Annotated in this window: 14 protein-coding genes; 8 read left to right on the forward strand and 6 right to left on the reverse strand. The window is 68.7% G+C overall.

The window, feature by feature from the left end; genetic code table 11:
- The first annotated feature begins 7 nt into the window (after nt 1-7).
- Nucleotides 8-1,363 (forward strand): SidA/IucD/PvdA family monooxygenase, encoded by a 1,356-nt coding sequence (locus tag GKO32_RS00095; protein WP_154754665.1) that lies wholly within the window; start codon nt 8-10, stop codon nt 1,361-1,363.
- 224 nt (nt 1,364-1,587) lie between these two features.
- On the opposite strand, the gene GKO32_RS38605 is transcribed toward GKO32_RS00095, so the two are convergent.
- From GKO32_RS38605 to GKO32_RS00115, 4 genes are all read right to left on the reverse strand, one after another.
- The gene (locus GKO32_RS38605) at nt 1,588-3,054 is read right to left on the reverse strand and encodes a cupin domain-containing protein (protein ID WP_246242965.1); all 1,467 of its coding nucleotides are present in this window, start codon (nt 3,052-3,054) and stop codon (nt 1,588-1,590) included.
- Nucleotides 3,055-3,135: 81 nt separating this feature from the next.
- Complete coding sequence (locus GKO32_RS00105; protein WP_166459287.1) at nt 3,136-4,749, reverse strand: methionine--tRNA ligase; 1,614 nt, start codon at nt 4,747-4,749, stop codon at nt 3,136-3,138.
- A complete protein-coding gene (epsC, locus tag GKO32_RS00110; protein WP_154754667.1) occupies nt 4,700-5,326 on the reverse strand; it encodes a serine O-acetyltransferase EpsC in 627 nt (208 codons plus the stop codon). The genes GKO32_RS00105 and epsC overlap by 50 nt, the downstream gene beginning before the upstream one ends.
- 12 nt (nt 5,327-5,338) lie before the next feature.
- Nucleotides 5,339-5,707 carry a cupin domain-containing protein gene (locus tag GKO32_RS00115; protein WP_166459288.1) on the reverse strand — a complete coding sequence of 123 codons (369 nt, stop codon included), beginning with the start codon at nt 5,705-5,707 and terminating at the stop codon, nt 5,339-5,341.
- A 256-nt stretch (nt 5,708-5,963) separates the two neighbouring features.
- Here GKO32_RS00115 and GKO32_RS00120 point away from each other — a divergent pair, with 256 nt between their 5' ends.
- Nucleotides 5,964-7,247 (forward strand): APC family permease, encoded by a 1,284-nt coding sequence (locus tag GKO32_RS00120; RefSeq protein WP_166459289.1) that lies wholly within the window; start codon nt 5,964-5,966, stop codon nt 7,245-7,247.
- 30 nt (nt 7,248-7,277) lie between these two features.
- Here the strand turns inward: GKO32_RS00120 and GKO32_RS00125 are convergent, their stop codons facing one another.
- Both GKO32_RS00125 and GKO32_RS00130 read right to left on the reverse strand, forming a co-directional pair.
- Complete coding sequence (locus tag GKO32_RS00125; RefSeq protein ID WP_154754670.1) at nt 7,278-7,973, reverse strand: LuxR C-terminal-related transcriptional regulator; 696 nt, start codon at nt 7,971-7,973, stop codon at nt 7,278-7,280.
- 1,140 nt (nt 7,974-9,113) lie between these two features.
- Entirely contained in the window at nt 9,114-11,666 is a 2,553-nt protein-coding gene (locus GKO32_RS00130) for a helix-turn-helix transcriptional regulator (RefSeq protein WP_154754671.1), read from the reverse strand.
- Between the two features lie 126 nt (nt 11,667-11,792).
- Between GKO32_RS00130 and GKO32_RS00135 the strand changes: the two genes are divergently transcribed.
- From GKO32_RS00135 to GKO32_RS00160, 6 genes are all read left to right on the forward strand, one after another.
- Nucleotides 11,793-12,806, forward strand: coding sequence for a DMT family transporter (locus GKO32_RS00135; protein ID WP_154754672.1), 1,014 nt, complete (start codon nt 11,793-11,795; stop codon nt 12,804-12,806).
- The gene (locus tag GKO32_RS00140; RefSeq protein WP_154754673.1) at nt 12,803-13,852 is read left to right on the forward strand and encodes an LLM class flavin-dependent oxidoreductase; all 1,050 of its coding nucleotides are present in this window, start codon (nt 12,803-12,805) and stop codon (nt 13,850-13,852) included. The genes GKO32_RS00135 and GKO32_RS00140 overlap by 4 nt, the downstream gene beginning before the upstream one ends.
- A complete protein-coding gene (locus tag GKO32_RS00145) occupies nt 13,852-14,892 on the forward strand; it encodes an NADP-dependent oxidoreductase (RefSeq protein ID WP_154754886.1) in 1,041 nt (346 codons plus the stop codon). Before GKO32_RS00140 ends, GKO32_RS00145 begins: the two co-directional genes overlap by 1 nt.
- Entirely contained in the window at nt 14,882-15,550 is a 669-nt protein-coding gene (locus GKO32_RS00150; RefSeq protein ID WP_312867364.1) for an NIPSNAP family protein, read from the forward strand. The genes GKO32_RS00145 and GKO32_RS00150 overlap by 11 nt, the downstream gene beginning before the upstream one ends.
- Before the next feature lie 36 nt (nt 15,551-15,586).
- A complete protein-coding gene (locus GKO32_RS00155) occupies nt 15,587-17,551 on the forward strand; it encodes an acetoacetate--CoA ligase (protein ID WP_154754674.1) in 1,965 nt (654 codons plus the stop codon).
- Between the two features lie 83 nt (nt 17,552-17,634).
- Nucleotides 17,635-17,961: a hypothetical protein gene (locus GKO32_RS00160; RefSeq protein WP_154754675.1), complete on the forward strand. Its 327-nt coding sequence runs from the start codon at nt 17,635-17,637 to the stop codon at nt 17,959-17,961.
- Nucleotides 17,962-18,250: the final 289 nt, after the last annotated feature.

Consider the following 18,250-nt stretch of genomic DNA (forward strand, 5'->3'; position numbering starts at 1 on the left):
AGAAGGCGTGAGCAGTAACAGAGTCCATGACCTGGTGGTGGCCGGTTTCGGTCCGGCCGGAATCTCGCTGGCCGTCGCCGCCGCCGATCACGACGAGGCCCGGCCGGCCGACCGCCTGGACGCAGTGTATCTGGAGCGCGCCGGGGACTCTTCCTGGCAGCCCAACCTGATGCTGGCCGGTACCGATATCCAGCACCATTTCCTGCGTGATTTCGCCACCCCGGTCAACCCCCGCAGCCGCTTCACCTTTCCCAGCTATCTCGTCGGCACCGGCCGGTTCTACCCGTTCACCCTGCTCGGAGGTTATGCCAGCCGCCGTGAATGGTCCGGTTATATCGAATGGGCAGCGCGTGAATCCGGCGGCGCCGTCGACTATCACCGCGAGGTGACCGAGGTGCGGCCGGTGCAGGACCGCGATGGGCGAGTACGCAGTGTCGAAGTGATCAGCGTGGACCCCCGTGACGGCGCCGAGCACCGGCACCGCGGCCGGAACGTGGCAATATCCACCGGCCACCAGCCGTGGGTACCCGCACTGTTCCGGCCGAGCCTTGGCGACCGGGTCTTCCACGCCCAGGAATTCCTGCCGCGGCTGTCGCTGTTGCCGGATGGGCCGCTGCGGATCGCGGTCGTCGGTGCCGGCCAGAGCGCCGGGGAGATCCTGCTGCACCTGGCCGCGGCCCATCCGGACCACGAGTTGTACGCGCTGACCCGCAATGCCGGGTTTCGGATGTACGAACTCGGCCATTTCAGCAACGAGGTGTATTTCCCGCAGGAGACCGACTACTTCTATGGCCTCGACCGCGACCGGCGTGAACGGGCCTTCGCCGGGGCCAAAGCGACCAACTACGCCGCCGTCGACCCCGACGTCTCGACCGCGCTCTACCAGGCGGTCTACGACGACCGGCTTGCCGGCCGCAATCGCTGGCACATCCAGCGCCGGACCGAAGTGACCAAAGTGGACGTTCAGCGCCAGCCGGTCGGCAGGCCGAGTGGGGTCCGGCTCGAGCTCGCCGAGGTGAACAGCGGCGCAGAGCAGGCACTCGACGTGGACGCCGTGGTACTGAGCACCGGGTTCAGCGAGCCACGGATTCCGGACGTGCTGCGGCCGGTCCAGGAATACCTGCTCACCGACGAGAGCGGTGATCCGGTGGTCACGCGGGCCTATCGCGTGCAAACTCGTGACGACTTCGAGGCGGGCATCTACCTCAACGGCATCACGGAATGGCGCCACGGCATCAGCAGCGCGACGTCATTCAGCGTCATGGCGGTCAAGGCCGACACCATCCACCGCGACCTGCGCGAACGGCTCGCCCTCGGCTCATCTCGGACCGGCTCGCGCGCCGAAGCCCCTGCGGCCAGGTGAGCAGCGAAGAATGCCGGCACATGACCCGCTGACGCCGGAGATTCGGCCACGACCCCAAGGACGTGGTGCTGCGTTACCTGAAAGCGTTGAACGACAGGGACGATGGGCGCGGTCGTGGCTCTGGCCGCCCCGGACGCGGTCTTCACCATTCCCGGCGACCATCCGCCGGCCGGCATCTGGCGGGGGCTGCCCGAGATCACTTCGCGCGAAGGCTGTTCCGTGAGTCAGAGGCTGGTTTCCGCCGGAGCGAACACCACGAGCACACTCAGGTCCGCTTCGATGTCGGTGAAGCGGTGCGGTAGCCCTGCTGGCACGTAGATCAGGCAACCAGGCCCCACGTGACGGCTTTCCCCGTTCGCCCCGAACCTGGCCCGGCCCTCGATCACGAAATACAGTTCGTCCTCACGATGGGGCTGTTGCGGATCGTCCGTCCCCGCGGCCAGTACATAGATCCCCGCGCTCAGGGCGTGGCGCCGCAGGAACTCCAGATACCGTTGCCGTGACCGGTCCCGCTCGGCAGCCAATTCCGCGAACGAATAGGTCGCCCACCGCTCGAGCGCGAAAGCGGGGCGCACCGCGAAACCAGCGGCCAGTGCCACGGGCAGGACGAAGGCGGGACCGGCGAACAACGCCAGTGGCAGGTGAGCCGACACGGCGGACACCGGCCAGGCGCGGCGCCTGCCGGAGACGAGCACGGCGGCGGCCGCGACGGCGAACACGCTCAACGCCATGGCGTTCGGGACGGAGAGCACGTCGATCGCGCTCACCCGGCCGCGCGTGATCAGCAGGGCGCCGGCCGCCGACACCAGCCCCACGGCCGGCGCGGCCAGGCGCAGTGACCACATGGTCGGTGCCGCGCCGGTCCAGGCCCGGGCGGCCGCCCCGGCGGCGGTGCCGATGTTGCGCACGCAGAAGTAGCCGACGGCGACGGCGAACAGCAGCGAAACCACTCTGCCACCGCCCGGCCCGAGGCCGGGGAGCAGCAACCCAGGGGCAACCGGCTGGTTCGCCGCCGCACCGGCGCCGAGCAGTGCCAGACCGTGCACGACGGCGACCACCAGCACCCCGGCGAGTGGCCCCCGCGCCCGGCTGGTGCCCGTCTCGCCGAGGAGCTGCGGGGTGGACTCCCAGCCGACGACTGCGAACAACTGCAGGAATGCCGCGGCGAGAAACAACTCAGGGCCGGCCGGCGGAGGCGGCGGGACGTCATGACCGGTGCGGCTGAGCATGACGCCCGCGGCCAGCAGCACCAACACGACCACCAGCCGGACCACCGGCCGCGGCCGGCTGATCTGGCGCCCGGTCCCCGCCACGACCGTGCCGATCGCGATCACCAGTACGGCCACCCACCATGCGGTTTCGGCGTACCCGAAGGACTGTGCCACGAATCCGGCCGCCACTACAGCGACCACGGCCTGCCCCAAGGTGACCCCGACCGCGTAGAAGGCGTGGACCGCGCGGGCGAACCGCGCGCCGAACGCCACACCCGCCAGGCCGGCCACGCCGCCCGGCACCAGAGCCGCCAAGGCGAGTGCGCGAACCAGCAGCGCTCCACACACGACCAGGTAGATCCAGCCGAACAAGGCCGCCCACCCGAACTCGACGCGTGCCGTCCAGGGCAGGAACAGCGCGCCGACACCGAGAACGTTCGCGGCCAGCCCGACCGCCACCCGAAGGTCAGCCCGGTTCATCGCGATACCAGGAGATGGGCTGCCCCGCGCCGACCACCCAGCCGACCCACCACAGGGCAGGCCTGCCCCGTTCACCCCCGATCATTGCCGAGCCTGAAACAGGCGCTGAAACCGTGGCGCAACCCGTTGTCCCGGCACGAGAACAGGCAGTCCCGGTCGAGGCCACGCCAGCCCGTCCAGCCCAACCCGCAGGCCCAGCTGCCGCGCCGTGTGCGCCGACCAACCAGGCATCAGTGGCGCGGCGACCGCGGCCAGGGTGGCCAGCAACTCCAGGTGTGCCGCCAGCTCGCCGGGCTCCGCGTGCGACGGGGCGGCACCCCACTCGCCGGCTGCGGCGCCGACCGCCTCGACAAGTGTGCCAGCCGCGCCCCGCAAGGAAAACGTGTCCGGCTCGAACTCGCGAGCCAGCCGGTCCGGAAGATCCTCGGCCAGGGCCCGCACGGTGGGCGAGCCCTGCGTACTCTCAACCGCCGGGATCACGGAATCCGCCTGTGCGGCCAGCTCGTCGAACACGGCCGCGGCCCACGATTCGAGCGTGCCGACCAGTACATCGTTGACCGTCCGGTCGAACTCGGCCGACCGGAAATCTGATTTCTCGTACTCGGGATTGGTGCGGGCCAGATGCAGCCGAACGGCGTCCGGCGCGGCTTCGCGCAAGAATTCGGAACCCCAGATGGCGTGACCGCGGCTGGTCGAGAACTTCTCGCCCTCCAGGTTGTAAAACTCATTGCTGATCACGTGAGTCGGAGTCTGGTATTCGCCGAGTGCGAGCAGCAATGCCGGCCACAGCACGGCATGGGAGAAACTGCAGTCGAACCCGATGAAATGCACGATCACCGTTTCCGGTTCCTGCCACAGCTCCCGCCACAACCCGGGTTCGCCGATGGCGGCGCCGTATCCGGCGGTGGCGGCCAGATACCCGAAGATGCCACTGAACCAGGTGTCCAGAACATGTCCGGACCAATCCGCCAACGGGACCGGGAGGCCGTAGTCGGCCTCCCTGCTGATCGGCACGTCCGGCAGGCCTTGCTCCACCAGCCCAGTCACGTAGTCCAGTACGCGCTGCCGCCATGGGCTGGCAACGAACACGGCGGTGAGCCGGTCGGCGAAGGCGGACAGTGGCACGACCAGCCTGCGCGACGGGCGGTATTCCGGTGCGGTACCGCAGGCGACGCAGCGTGCGTCGTGCAGCCCGCCGGGATCCTGCGGCAGTCCGCAGTCCTCACAGTAAGTGCCGTCGCTCGGCACGCCGCAGAACCGGCACCGGCCGCGCAGATATGCCTCGTAACGGAATACCTGGCAGCTCGGGCAGTACGGGGTCGGCAGCTCCTGCTCGGCAATCGTGCCGTTCTTCCACAGTTCGAGGAAATGGTTCCGCACGAACCGGTCGTGCCGGCTGTCCCGGTGCGGATGCGAGTAGTGGTCGGGAAGCATGTCCGCCAGCGCCAGTGTCTGTTCGATGCGCCGGGTGTAGCGAGCCGCGGTTTCCCTTGCCGTCAAGCCGAGTTCGTTCGCCCGCCGGGGCACATAGATCGAATGGTCGTCGGTGTAGGCGACGTAGACGGCCTGCCGTCCGCGGGCACGCAGATACCGGCGTAGTACGTCAGCGCCGAAAAACGGGCCGCTCAGGTGGCCCAGGTGCAGATCACCGTTGGGATTGGGCGGAGCGCACGTGATGAGGAAACGTTGTGTCATCTGCTGTCTTCCTTTCCGCGGAAGCCTTGGCGATCCGGCCGGCCGGTACGCGGGAGTCCGCAGGCAGTGAGCACAGCACCACGGCATGGGCCCCGATCCGGCTGCCGGCGCCGACCGTCACCGGTCCCAGGATGCTGGCGCCGGTGCCGACGATCACGCCGTCGCTCAGGGACGGGTGACGCTGGGCGCCTTGGCCGCGTGCCGCATCCGTCCACCAGCCGGCCGAGCCGAGCGTCACCAGGTGGTAGAGCATGACATCGTCGCCGATTTCGGTGGTTTCGCCGATGACCACCCCGGTGCCGTGGTCGACGAAGAACCGTCGCCCGATCCGGGCACCCGGATGAATGTCGATACCTCCCGAGACCAGCCGTCCCAGCAGTGCGATCATCCGGGCTGGCACGCGCCGGTTTCGCAGATACAGAAAGTGCGCCAGCCGGTGCAGCCACAAGGCGTGCAGATGCGGATAGAACAGGACTTCCCAGGCGGTGTTGACGGCCGGGTCCTTCGCGCACACGACGTCGATGTCCTCCCTGACCGTACGCGCGAGCGCCAGCAGCTGGTTCCCGAAGCGAGCCATCTCCGGCCGGCCTCAGCTGTTCGCGGATAGTTCCGCCGGGCGGCCTCCCCACCACAACGACAGGAAGATCAAGGCGTTCTCGGTGTCGTTGAGCAGCGAGTGCCGGTGCTCGGGCGGGATGAAAATCGTGTCACCGAATTTCACCGGCCGGTCCGGCTCGCCCTCGATACTGAGCAGTCCGGCACCCTCGATGATGTAGAACAGCTCCGACTCCCCGCCGGGGTTCACGTGCTCGGTCATCGTGGTGCCCGGATCGACCACGACCCATGCCCCGCCCTCGTACGGTTCCGCAGCGCCGGGCAGTCTGGGCAGGCGCTGGGCCCGAACGTTGAACTTGGGTTCCGGCCGGAGATCGGCCGGCTCCCAACTGTGCACAGGCATTGACATGCCGCCTTTCTCAAAGTGTTGCGGGGCAAGGTCGGTCGGCGCCAGACAACGGTAAGAAGGCGCGGCGCGCCTTGTCTTCACACCGGGAGCGTGTTGCCGGTCAACTCTTGGGGTGGGTCGGGTCGTGCGATCGCAGCGGTACCGGTTGCAACACCAGCAAAGATTGTTATCTGGTGTTGCCAGGGTGGCGGCTGTCCGTTACATTCACGTGACCGGTCCACGGCGAACCGTCATCGGAAGGGCACAGTCGGTGAACCAATCACTGCGGCGAACCATCACGGTTTGGCAGGGTGTGGCGCTCTATGTCGGGGCTGTGATCGGCGCGGGTGTGCTGCTGTTGCCCGGGCTCAGCGTCACGCTCGCCGGTCCAGCCTCACTGGGAGCCTGGCTGTTCGATGCGCTGCTGGGTATCCCGCTCGCGCTGGTGTTCGCGGCGTTGGCGGCCCGTTTTCCCGACGCGGGCGGGGTAGCGACCTATGTGCGGTTCGCCTTCGGCCCGGCATTGGGCACGGTCATCGGCTGGTTCTATTTCGTCGCTTCGGCCACGGCGCAGGCTCTCGTGTCCCTGACCGGGGCGTACTACGCCTCCCGCCTCGGGTTCGGCCGGGGCGAAGCCTTCCTGCTGGCCGCGGGCATTCTCGTGATCGGCACCGTCGCCAACGCCAGGGGCCTCAAGGTGAGCGGCCGGCTGCAACTGGTGTTCAGCGGGGTGGTCGCCACCATGCTGCTGCTGGCGCTGCTGGTGTCCCTGCCCCGGTTTCACGCAGCGAACTGGACTCCGGTCGCGCCGCACGGTCTGGCTTCGGTCGGCCAGGTGGCTCTGCTCATCTTCTTCGCATTTTTTGGCTGGGAAGCGATCGCGCATCTGTCCGAGGAGTTCCGTGATCCGGCGCGTGACGTGCAACGGGCGACGATACTCAGTGTCGGGTTGATCACCTTGCTGTTTGTGGGGGTCGTCGTGGCCACGATCGGCACCGGTACCTACGGCAGTGACGACGTCAACCGCACGGTGATCGCCCGGCTGATGTCCAACGGCGCCGGCAACGCCGTCGGCATGCTGACCGCCGTGCTCGCGCTGCTGATCTCCCTCGGCACCGTCAACGCCTTCATTGCGACCACATCGCGGCTGGGTTACGCGCTCGCCCGGGACGGCGTGTTCCCCGCTCCCCTGGCCAAAGTGGACAGTGGTGGCGTGCCACGGGCCGCGGTGCTGGGCGTCGGCGCTTTCGCCGGTGTCGCCTTGCTGATCACGTATGTGGCGAACTGGGGTCCGGAAACGCTGCTCGTCGTGCCCAACTCACTGGTGATCGTCACCTATGTGATCGGCATGGCGGCGGGCGCCCGGCTGCTGTCCGGTGTGCCGCGGGTTCTCGCCCTGTTCTCCGCGGTGTTGTGCTTGGCCCTGCTGCCGTTCAGCGGCGCGACCATAGGGGTCCCGGTAGTGGTGGCAGCGCTCGCCATCGCGTATCGGCGCTGGCTGGGCCGTCCTGGCCCGGACAGCATGGCGAGGACACAGTCAGCAATCCGCCGGTAAGCACCGGCATCGGTGACCAGGTCGGGCGGATCAATCGTCCACGAGCCCCATCCGGTGAGCGAGCACCACCGCTTGTACCCGATCTCGCAAACCTAGTTTATTCAACATATGCGAAATATGGGACTTCACCGTCGCGCTACTGATGAACAGGGCCACGGCAATCTCTTCGGTGCTCATGCCGAGGGCCAGCGAACGGAGCACGCTGTGCTCCCGCTCGGTCAGCGCCGCAATGCTGTCATGCATTCTTCGGGTCGCCGGGGCTCTGCGGACCATCCGTGTGACGAGTTGCTCGGTCAGCGGCGGTGCCAGAAACATCTCGCCGTCAGTGACCGTCCGGACGGCGTCGATGAGCACCTGTCTTCGGTCTCCCTTGTGCACCAAGCCGCGCACTCCGGCCCGCAGCGCGTACAGCGCATATTGCTCGTTCCAGTTGCCGGAAAGCATCACCAGCGGCACGAGTTCGGCGATCGACCGGAGCGCGGCCAGGTCGTCCCGCGCGTACGTGTCCAGCCCGAGGACGACCACGTCGGGGCGCAGCCGGCGAACCAGGATGTCCAGTTCCCGGCTGCCTTCCGCTTCCGCTTCGATGAGGAGCCCTTGGTCACCCTGCAACATCGTACGAAGACCGGCTCGGCTCAGTTCCTGTGCATCACAGATCACGACCCGGTGCACCTCCGGCACCGGGGCCGCCTGTATGTCCTTTACCCGGGCGGCTTCGGCTGACATACTTTGTTTTCCCTTTCCGGTGGCTGGTCGCAATTTGGCCGAATGGTCGTTAGTTTCGATTCGATCGAACAAGGGGATGAACCTCAAAGCCAGAACGTCCTTGTCTTTTTGGCGGCTGGCCAGTTCGGTTCGGCTACTCTTTCGTTATAGCGGGGCGTTCCATCCGTGGTCAACAACGCCCACACCGAACGCATACGAACACGTTCACGAATGACGAGTTTTCCCCGATAGTCTGCACGATGGGGCAATTTTGTTGGGCGAATGCCGACGTGGAGCGGCCCGTCCTGGGGACAGCATCGTTCCGTGGCAACCGCTCCTGAGCTACCACCTGCACGTGATGGCGAAGCAGTGGTGGGAGAACCCCGGGATCAAGTTGTCGCAGTTTCGGGTGAGCGGGACGCCTTTGGCCATCAGTGTCACACACGGAACGCCGATGATCGGTACCGATCCCTGCGGCGTGCTCGGCATGACCAGCCAGGGACCTCTCCGCCTTCTCGCGCCGATACGGCACCGCTGCGGCCTGGCCTCGGGCGGCCGCGTGCTGCCCTGTTGCTCGCCGACTGTTACGCGGCCGGGTTGGGCGTGATCGCGCATGACCGGCGACCATCATCGGCAGGCCACGTTCAGCGAGCCGGTATCTCGGCGCCGCGCGGCTACTGCTGGCTGGGATGGGCGTCGAGACCTGGTTCGCGAGCCGGTTACCGGGCCTCCCCCGCCGACCACAAATAGTGTCCGCCGGAAATTCCGAACTGCACTATCATTTGCGCCGCATGGGGTGCGGAAACCAGCAACGAGCTTTTACAGACAGCACTCTGGACTCGACGGCGAAACGGGCATCTGGCCGATGCCAACTTCACCACCAACGTGCGCCGCTCCATGTAGCAGGACGTCGATCGCCGTCTAGTTGGCGGGTCCACGGCTCCGGAACTGGTCGGCTCAGCGTCCAGTGCGGTGAGTTGTGTGAAGTTCGGGCACGCTACCGCTTCGCTGCTGGTCGGCAAGCTGTCTGCCGCCGGGCGGCAGAACGCCCTGGCTATCACCCCACGAGGCCCTTCCGGCCGGTGCGGTGACGACGGTGATCGCCACGCCCTCCGCGCCGACCACACCAGGCGGTCGAGAGCGCAGTTTCGACCACGGACGTTAGTCGCTTGGCAGGAGGTCGCGCAGCTGCGCCCGGGAGGTGACGCCGAGTTTGGGAAAGGATCGGTAGAGATGGGATTCGACGGTGCGCCGCGAAAGGAAGAGTTGCTCACCGATCTCGCGGTTGGTCATGCCCCGGGAGGCCAGGCGCACGATCTGCTGCTGCTGGGTGGTCAACTCCGACAGCGACGTGGCGGTCGTATCGGGGGCTCCTACGCCGGCAGCACGGAGCTCGGCCTCGGCGCGGCGCGTCCAGGGACCGGCCCCTAGCCGGCGGAACGTGGCCACCGCCGCGAGCAGCAGTGGCCGGGCTTCGACGATGCGACGGCGCCGGCGCAGCCATTCGCCGTAGTCGAGCTGCAGCTGCGCGTGTTCGAACGGCCACCGCTCGACCTCGAGTGCCGCACGGAAATGGCGCTCGGCCTCGACCTCTTCGGCAGCCGACAACGCCGCGGCACGGTGCAGAAGTGAGGCGAGACGGGGCGAGGCATTGCCACCCAGCGCTCGCGTAGCCATGTCGAGCAACGGGGCCACGTCGCCGGATCGGCCGATGCGCGCCGCCGCGGCGGCAAGGTCGGCCAGGACCGCATAGCTCGCATGGAAATGGACCGGCTCGCCCTCCGCGGTGAAGGCCGACCGGAAGTGATGGAACGCGGCGTCATGGTCTCCGTCCGCGACGGCCGCCGCGCCCAGCACCCACTGGGTCCGGACGCCGAGCATGGTCTGGGCCATCGGGTCGATCAGCGCCGACGCGTCGGTCGCCAGCTCGATCGCCGAAGTCGCCTGGCCGCGCAACGCCAGGACGGAGGCTCGCATGAGCAGTGCGCTGGCGGCCGCTTCGGGAAGGTCGGCAATGGCGGTCTCGGCGGAGGCGTGCTCGGCCATGGCGTGGGCCGTGTCCCACTGTCCCATCTCGAAATAGGCCGACCAGGCGGCGCAGACCAGGCTGTGGGGGATCGGAGCGTGCGCCCGCCATCGGCTGAGCCCGTCATCGAAAAGATCGAGCGCTCGCGGTGTCTCGTCGAGCAGCCACGCCACCGTGCCGACCGCGATCAGACGCTGCGGGTCCCCCGCGGCGCGTTCGGCGAGCCGGGGCAGTTCGTGGATCAGCGTTGCCCGGTCGCCGATGGGGTCGATCAGCGCCGACGTCCAGGCGCGCCGCAGCTCGATCCCGCCATTGTCGGATATGCCGGTCACACGGCCCAGCAGCCGGCGCACTCCATCGCGCGCCGCTGGGCTTCCGGAGTGATAAGCGACGACCGCGCCGGTACCCAGCATGTCCAGAGCCAGGACCGGATCCGAGTCGGCCACCTGCTCCACGGCCTCCGAGAGCACCGAAAGCGCTGCCGCATAACGATGGTTCAATGCCAGCGCTCGCCCGGCCAGCAGTACGGCGCGTGCTCGCGTCACCGGGTCGGCTCCGGACACGTCCGCCTGCCTCAGCAGGTCGTGGGTCCATTGCGGCTGCCGGAGCCAGATGGTGTGACACGCCGCCTCCACCAGGCGCATGGCCCGATCTTCCGCAGCGGGGCTCAGCTCCCCAGCCCGTTCCCGGATCGTGGCCGCGGCGGCGTATCCCTCGTCTCGCAGCACCCGGTCGGCTGCGGACGCGAGCCTGACCGCGACCCCCTCGTCGGGGCGGCGGGCCGCCTCGGCAGCGTGCCAGGCCTGGCGGTCGGGGCGTGCGGTGAGAGCCCTGGCCAGCGTCAGATGAGCCTCGCGCCGCTGCTCGAGGGGCGCGTTGTGATAGACCGCCGCCCGCAGCAGCGGATGCCGGAAGTGCACCTGCTGCCCGATGAAGCGCACCAGCCCGGCGCGCTCAGCGGGAGCCCACGCTCCCGGATCGACCTCGTGAAGGCCACCGGCGACCGGATCCGTCGCCGCGAGGAGCAGCGCCGCGCGGGTGCCTGCCGGCAGGCCGGCCAGCCGGGAGATGAGGGCACGCTCCAGCCGGCGCGACGGCGACAGCAGGTGCCGGTCGTCCTCCGCGTTTCGCGCCAGCTCGATCAGGGCGAGCGGGTTGCCGGCGGCCTGGTCGAGCACGCGAAGTCGCGCACGACCCGTCGGCGGATGCGGCTGGCGATCCAGGAGCAGGTGGGCGGACGGCAGGTCCAGCGGCTCGAGCTCGATCACCGGGTGGCCCTGCTCGAACTCGGGCACGGAGGCATCCACGTCCACGCTCAACACCAACTCCGCGCGTGACTCCGCGGGCTGCCTGGACAAGCTCGCCAGAGCCTGTCGCGAGGCGGAGTCGAGCCGATCGGCGTCGTCGACCACGACCAGCGGCACCTTCGGCGCGGGCACGAGCTGCCGCAGGACCGTCGAGACAGGACCCGCGGCGTTGCGTCGACCGGACAGCCGGACCACGGAGCGACCGAGGCGCCTCGCGTCGCGCGCAACGACGTCTAGCAGCGCGGTCTTGCCGCTGCCCCAGTCGCCGGATACCACCACCGCCTGGTTTTCCGCGAGCAGGGCACTCACGCGAGCGATCTCGTGGTCGCGGCCCACCAATGACAGCGCATCGACGGCGTCTTGCTCAGACGGTCGCGACATGGCCAAGACCTCCTCGACTCGCCCTCCGACTGCGAAGGACTGCAGTCAACTTACGGATACCGGTTGTGCCGCGGGGGCTCAAGTATCAGCCCAACGATTCGCATCACGGGCACAACGAGGAGCCCAATGAACAGCCTCAACGCTGACAACCGGTCGGGGACCGAAAGCCCTGCCCTGGCCGCACCCGCCGGGGTCGTCCCGCAACCACGGAAGTGGCCCGCCGTCGTCGCGGCCCTGGTCGTGAGCATGCTGCTTCCGCTCCAGTCCTGGCTCAACGGCGAGCTCGGCCATCGTGTCGGCGACGGTACTGCCGCGGCCGCCTTGAGCCTTGCGGCGGGTTGGGTCGCGGTGACCCCGTTCGCGCTGCTCATCCCGCGGCAGCGACGCGCCTGGCGCACCCTGGCTACTGCCGTCAAGGAGCGGCAGTTCCCCCGCTACTGCCTGCTGGCGGGCGCCTGCGGGAGTGTGCTGGTGTTCGTCCAGTCGACCGCGGCACTCGTGACCGGGATCGCCGTGTTCACGGTCTCCGTCATCGCCGGCCAGACCCTCGGCGGGCTCGTCGTCGACGCCCTGGGCATCGCGCGCAGCCCACGGCGAGGACTCGGTGCCGCACGGCTCATCGGAGCTGTCCTGGTGGTCGCCGCCGCGGTCATTTCGGTGTTTCCCCGCCTGGTCGATGCGCCCCACCCCGTCACCGTCCTACTCCCGGCTCTGGGTGCCGTCACCGCCGGGTTCATGCTCAGCCTGCAAAAGGCGATGAACGGGGCGACAGCCGCGGCGGCGAGGTCGCCACTGCTCGCCACCTGGGTCAGTTTCTTCGTCGCGACCGCAATTCCCCTGCTCGTCTGGGGTGCCCGGCACCTTGCCGGAGGCGGGTCCGTCCACCTGCCGACGCAGATCTGGCTCTATTTCGGTGGGCTGGTCGGAGCCGTGTTCATCGCCGTCGCGGCACTGGTTGTGCGCCATATCGGTGTCCTGCTGCTGAGCATGGCCTCGGTCGCGGGCCAGCTGGTCGGTTCCATTGCACTGGACGTGTTCTTCCCGCTCGGCGGGGCCCTTTCCGTACTGCCCACCGCCACCGGCGCCTGTCTCACGCTCATAGCCATCGCGATAGCGACGAAAGGGAGAAACTCACGGTGACCGAATCAGCGACAACTCAACCCTTGAAGGTCGGTTTCTTCTTCTGGCCGAAGGACGCCCCGACGGTCCGCAAGATGGGCGAGTTGGCCGAGGAACACGGCTATGACTTCGCCGGGGTCGCGGACAGCCCCGGACAGTGTCTGGATTGCTGGGTCGCGGCGACTCTGCTCAGCGCGGTGGCGCCGAGCATCCCGATCGCGGTGAGCGTCACCAATTTCGTCACGCGGCACTGGACCACCACGGCGTCGGCCGCTGCGTCGCTGGCGGCCATCCACAAGGCCGGCTTCCGTCTCGGCGTGGGCGCGGGCCACAGCGCGGTGCGTAATTTCGGGCTGGCCGGTTCATCGGTCCGCGAGCTCGAGCAGCAGCTCGAGGCGACGATGCGCCTGGTGCGCGGTGAGGAGGTGTCCATAGGGCCGGGATCCGCTCAGCTGACCTGGACCGACCGCCGCCCCGAGGTCTTCCTCGCGGCGTCACATCAGAAGTCACTCAATCTCGCCGGCAGGCTGGCGGACGGGGTGTTCGTCAGCTACGGATTGGCCCCGGAGAACATCGCACACAGCACATCTGAGGTCGCCCGCGGAGCGCGCGAGCGCAGCGAACCGGCCTCGCCCCAGGTGTGGCAGCTCGCCGCGCTCGACTGCGTCGAAGACCGCCGTATCGCGCGGGCGACCGTCGGCCAGATCTGCGCTTTCCTAACCGGGTACGTGGTGGGCAAGAGAGACCCTGCCCAACGCGGCGTTCCGTCTGAACTGGCCGGCCCCGTGCGGGAGCTGATCGCGCGATTCAGCACTCGCCCTTCCCAGCGTGACTCCGCCCTTGTCGACGACCTCGGGCTGTTCGACTATCTCTCGCGGCGATTCGCGATCTGGGGGGAGCCGCGGGAATGCCTGGAGCAGGCACGGTCGGCGGTACGAGCAGGAGCCCGGTCCCTCCTGCTCACGGTCGGCCGCGCGAGCAATCCGGCCGAGTCGATCGACCTGTTCGGGCGTCACGTGCTTCCCGCTCTGCGCGCCGAGTTCGCGGCCGGGCAAGGGGCAGCATGATGACTGACCCGGTCAACCGGCGGGTCCTGCTCACCGCCCGCCCAGACGGCATCCCGGCCGCGAAGCACTTCGCGATCGACGAGGTCGCCGTGCCCGAGCCGGACGACGGCCAAGTGCTGGTCCGCAACCACTGGCTGTCCGTCGAGCCCGCGATGCGCGGATGGGTCAGCCTGGAGAGCAACTACTCCGCACCCGTGCCTCTCGGTGCGGTCATGCGTTCCTTCGCCAGCGGTCGCGTCGTTTCCTCGCGGCACCCGGACTTCCAGCCCGGCGACTACGTCACCGGAATGCTCGGCTGGCAGGACTACGCCGTCGCGTCACCCGAAACCCTGCGGCGGATCGACGAGACCGACCTGCCGCTGTCGACGTCCCTCGGTGTCCTCGGCCTCAACGGAGTGACCGCATATTTCGGCCTCCGTGAGGCTGGTCGCCCCCGGCCCGGCGACACGGTCGTCGTATCCACCGCGGCCGGGGCGGTCGGCTCCTGCGTGGGCCAGATCGCCCGGAACATGGGATGCCGCACCGTCGGCATCGCCGGCGGCCCGGCCAAGACCGGCTTGTGCCGCAACGAGTTCGGCTACGACGCGGCCATCGATTACAAGGCCGGGCACGATCTCGACACCGCGATCGCCACCGCCTGCCCGGACGGGGTCGACGTGTACTTCGACAACATCGCGGGCCCGATCAGTGACGCCGTCATGCGGCACCTCGCGGTGGGCGCCCGCGTCGTCATTTGCGGCACCGTATCGGTCACCACCTGGACGCCGCCGCCGCTCGGCCCCCGCGTGGAGCGTCACCTGCTCGCCAAACGAGCCACCATGCAAGGGTTCCTCGCCACCGACTGGACGGACCGCTTCGGTGAGGCCCGAAGCGCCCTCGCGGCCTGGATCCGTGAAGGAAAGCTCACCTACAAAGAGGACATCCTGGACGGGCTCGAGCAAGCTCCCGGCGCCATCGGTGGCCTTTATCGCGGAGACAACCTGGGCAAGCGCCTGATCCGGCTGGTGGACGAGCAGCAGGAGGGTCCCCGTGCCGAGTGAGGCCCCCATCATCACCGGCGACGATCTCGGCCCCACCGAGCAGTCGGTCCGGTACGAGCTGACCACCCTGCACTTCCGGCTCCCGGCCACCGAAAAGGCCCTGGCCGGCATCGAACCGTGGGTCCGGGCGCCCGAAGCGCACGGGGAGTTCCTCGGGTGCTGGCTGGGCGAGCACGGCCCGCTTGGCCGCGCCTACGTGCTCCGCAGCTTCGACGACGACGACGCGCTTTACCGCGAGCGAGAGCGCGCCGCCGCCAGCGACCACCCCTTCGGAGCGGGCGAGCACCTCAGCGACCTCACGATGTGCGGCTTCGCTCCCTTCCCGTTCGTCCCCCGCGCCCGGCCCGGCGAGTTCGGCTCGGTCTACGAGATCCGCGACTACCATCTCGTTCCGGGCGGGCTGCCCGCCACCATCGCCGGCTGGCGTCACCAACTTCCCGTCCGGCACTCCATCGACCCGGTCACGGTCGTGATGTACGCGCTCGACGGACCCGCCCGGATCGTGCACATCTGGCCCTTCGCCGGACTCGACGAACGGGTCGCGGTCCGCAAGCGGCTCAGCGCCAACGCCCAGTGGCCCCCGCCGGGCGGGCCCGAAAAGATCCTCGAAGCGGACTCGATCATGGCCTGGCCGGCCCGCTTTTCCCCGCTCCGCTAGCTCACGTTTCCGCAATCCTGAAGGGAGGGGAGCAGCATGACCAGACCGATCTGGGTCCCGGACGAGTCCGATTTGACGTCGGCGCGGATCACCGCGTTCGCCCGGGATGTCGCGGCACGCCACGATGTCATCGTCGACCGCTATGCCGCTCTGCACGCGTGGTCGATCGAAAGCCTCGAAGAGTTCTGGGCGCAAATCTGGGACTTCTTCGACGTCCTGGCCGACGGCGACCACGGCCAAGTTCTTGCCGGGGACGCGATGCCGGGCGCACGCTGGTTCCCGCAGGTGCGGTTGAACTATGCCGAGCACGCCTTGCGCGGTGCCGGCGACGGGCTCGCGGTGATCGCCGTGGACGAGGACGGTGCGACCACCACCCGGACGTGGGAGGAGTTGCGTGCCGAGGTCGGTGCGTTCGCCGACTGGTTACGCCGTAGCGACGTCGCGCCTGGTGACCACGTCGTGGGTTACCTACCCAACGGAATCCACGCCCTGGTGGCATTCCTGGCCTGCGCTTCGATCGGCGCGGTGTGGTCGGTGTGCGGCCAGGACTACGCCGCGCCGGGTGCCGCCGCGCGCTTCGCGCAGCTCGAACCCGTCGTGCTCGTGGCCGCCGACGGGTATCGCTGGAACGGGCGCGTCCACGAGCGCCGCGACCAGGTCGCGGCGCTGCGCAAGGCCCTGCCGTCCCTGCGGCACACGGTGACGGTGAGTCTTCTCGGGCTGGCACCGGTGCCGGGGGCCGCCGTGACGGACTGGTCCGAGGCCACCGCTCGGCCGGCGGACCTCCGCTTCGAACGGGTCGAGTTCGCCGCGCCGCTGTGGGTGCTGTTCTCCTCGGGCACCACGGGCGTCCCCAAGGGGATCGTGCACGGTCACGGCGGCGTGCTGCTCGACCACCTCAAGCTGCTGGGCCTGCACCTCGACCTGCGGGCCGGCGACCGGTTCCTGTGGTACACCACCACGAACTGGATGATGTGGAACATGCAGGTCTCTGGCCTGCTCCTCGGCGCCACCATCGTGCTGTATGACGGTGGCGCGACCTACCCCGATCCGGGCCGGCTCTGGGCCCTTGCCGCCGAGCACCATGTCGCGGTTCTCGGCGTCAGTCCCGGATACCTGCGCGCCGCCGCCAAGGCCGGCCTCCACCCAGGGCACCGGCTCGACCTGTCCGCCCTGAGGGAGCTCGGCAGCACCGGCGAGCCGCTCCCGGCGGCGGCGTATCACTGGGTGCGCGACCACATCGGTCCCGTGGTCCAGGTGGCCTCGACCACGGGGGGCACTGACGTCGTCTCCGGCTTCGCCGGCAGCGCCCCCACGACCCCGGTGTGGCCGGGCGAAATCTCGGCCCCACTGCTCGGGGTCGCCCTCGAAGCATGGAACGCGGACGGAGAACCGGTGACCGACGAGGTCGGCGAGCTCGTCATCACCCGGCCTATGCCCTCGATGCCGATCCACTTCGTCAACGACCCCGGCGGCGAGCGATACCACGACACCTACTTCTCGACGTATCCCGGCGTCTGGCGCCACGGCGACTGGGTCACCCGCACCGGGCGCGGCACGATCGTCGTGTCCGGACGTTCCGATTCCACGCTCAACCGCCACGGCGTGCGTTTGGGCAGCGCTGATATCTACGCGGTCGTCGAGGCCCTCCCCGAAGTCCGGGAAGCGATGGTCGTCGGCGCCGAACTCGACGGTGGCGATTACTGGATGCCGCTGTTCGTCGTGCTCGAACCCGGTGTCGACCTCGACAACGCCCTCCGCGACCGGATCACGACCGCTATCCGCACCCAGGCCTCACCCCGTCACGTCCCCGACGAGATCCTCACCGTCCCCGCAATTCCCCATACCCGCACCGGTAAAAAGCTCGAGGTCCCGGTCAAGCGACTCCTCCAGGGCATGCCGATCGACCGTGTCACGGGCCGCGAGGCCGTCGACGACCCCGACCTGCTGGCGTCCTTCTCCCGATATGCGCCCAGCACCCGGCCGGTGGGCAGCCCGTGATTCTTCGCGAGGTCCTCAGCGCGGCGTGGCGAGCGAGTCGGCCAGCGCCGCGATCGTGAGTCCGATCCCGCTGCTCGCGCGCGGTGACCACGACGGTCCTCCCGGCGAGGGGGCCCCTCGACAGCGCGTGCCGGCTGCTGGCAGCGGACTCCGACGTGAAGCTCAACGCGGTCGCGAAAGTGGTCTACCGGGCCGACGTCGAGAAGCTCGGGGCCTCGGCCATGCGCCTGCTCGCGCCCAGGGTGCTGGCCAGGACGTGGGCACATCCGCGGCATCGTGCGCGGCGTACGGACCTACGAGCTCCGCTTGGCTCTGCTCTGCGGACGGCTGACGCGGTGATCGACGACCGTTGGCCGAACGTCGGCGCGTCGTGGCCAGGAATCGTGGCCGGGCAGTCTGTTCATGAGTGAGCGCGGTCTGGTTGGGCTCGGATCCACCGTCACGGTCTTGTGTATTCGGACGGTCGTATACCGATCGGCTCCGGTCCAATCCAAGCTCAGTTACCTCGTACCGGGGACGCCGTCATTAGCCGGTAGCCGTGTGCGATGACGTCGACTTCCGGGTTGCCGACCGAACCGCCACAGCGTTGAACCGACAATCGGCGAACCTCCATTGTGGAGGGTGCGGACTCCGCGCAGTTGTGCGAACTCCGTACGGTGCTGAGCAAGCCCCGACGCGGCCACATTCGCCATGCAGGTG

This window comes from Amycolatopsis pithecellobii (assembly GCF_009707865.1).
Lineage (GTDB): Bacteria > Actinomycetota > Actinomycetes > Mycobacteriales > Pseudonocardiaceae > Amycolatopsis_E > Amycolatopsis_E pithecellobii.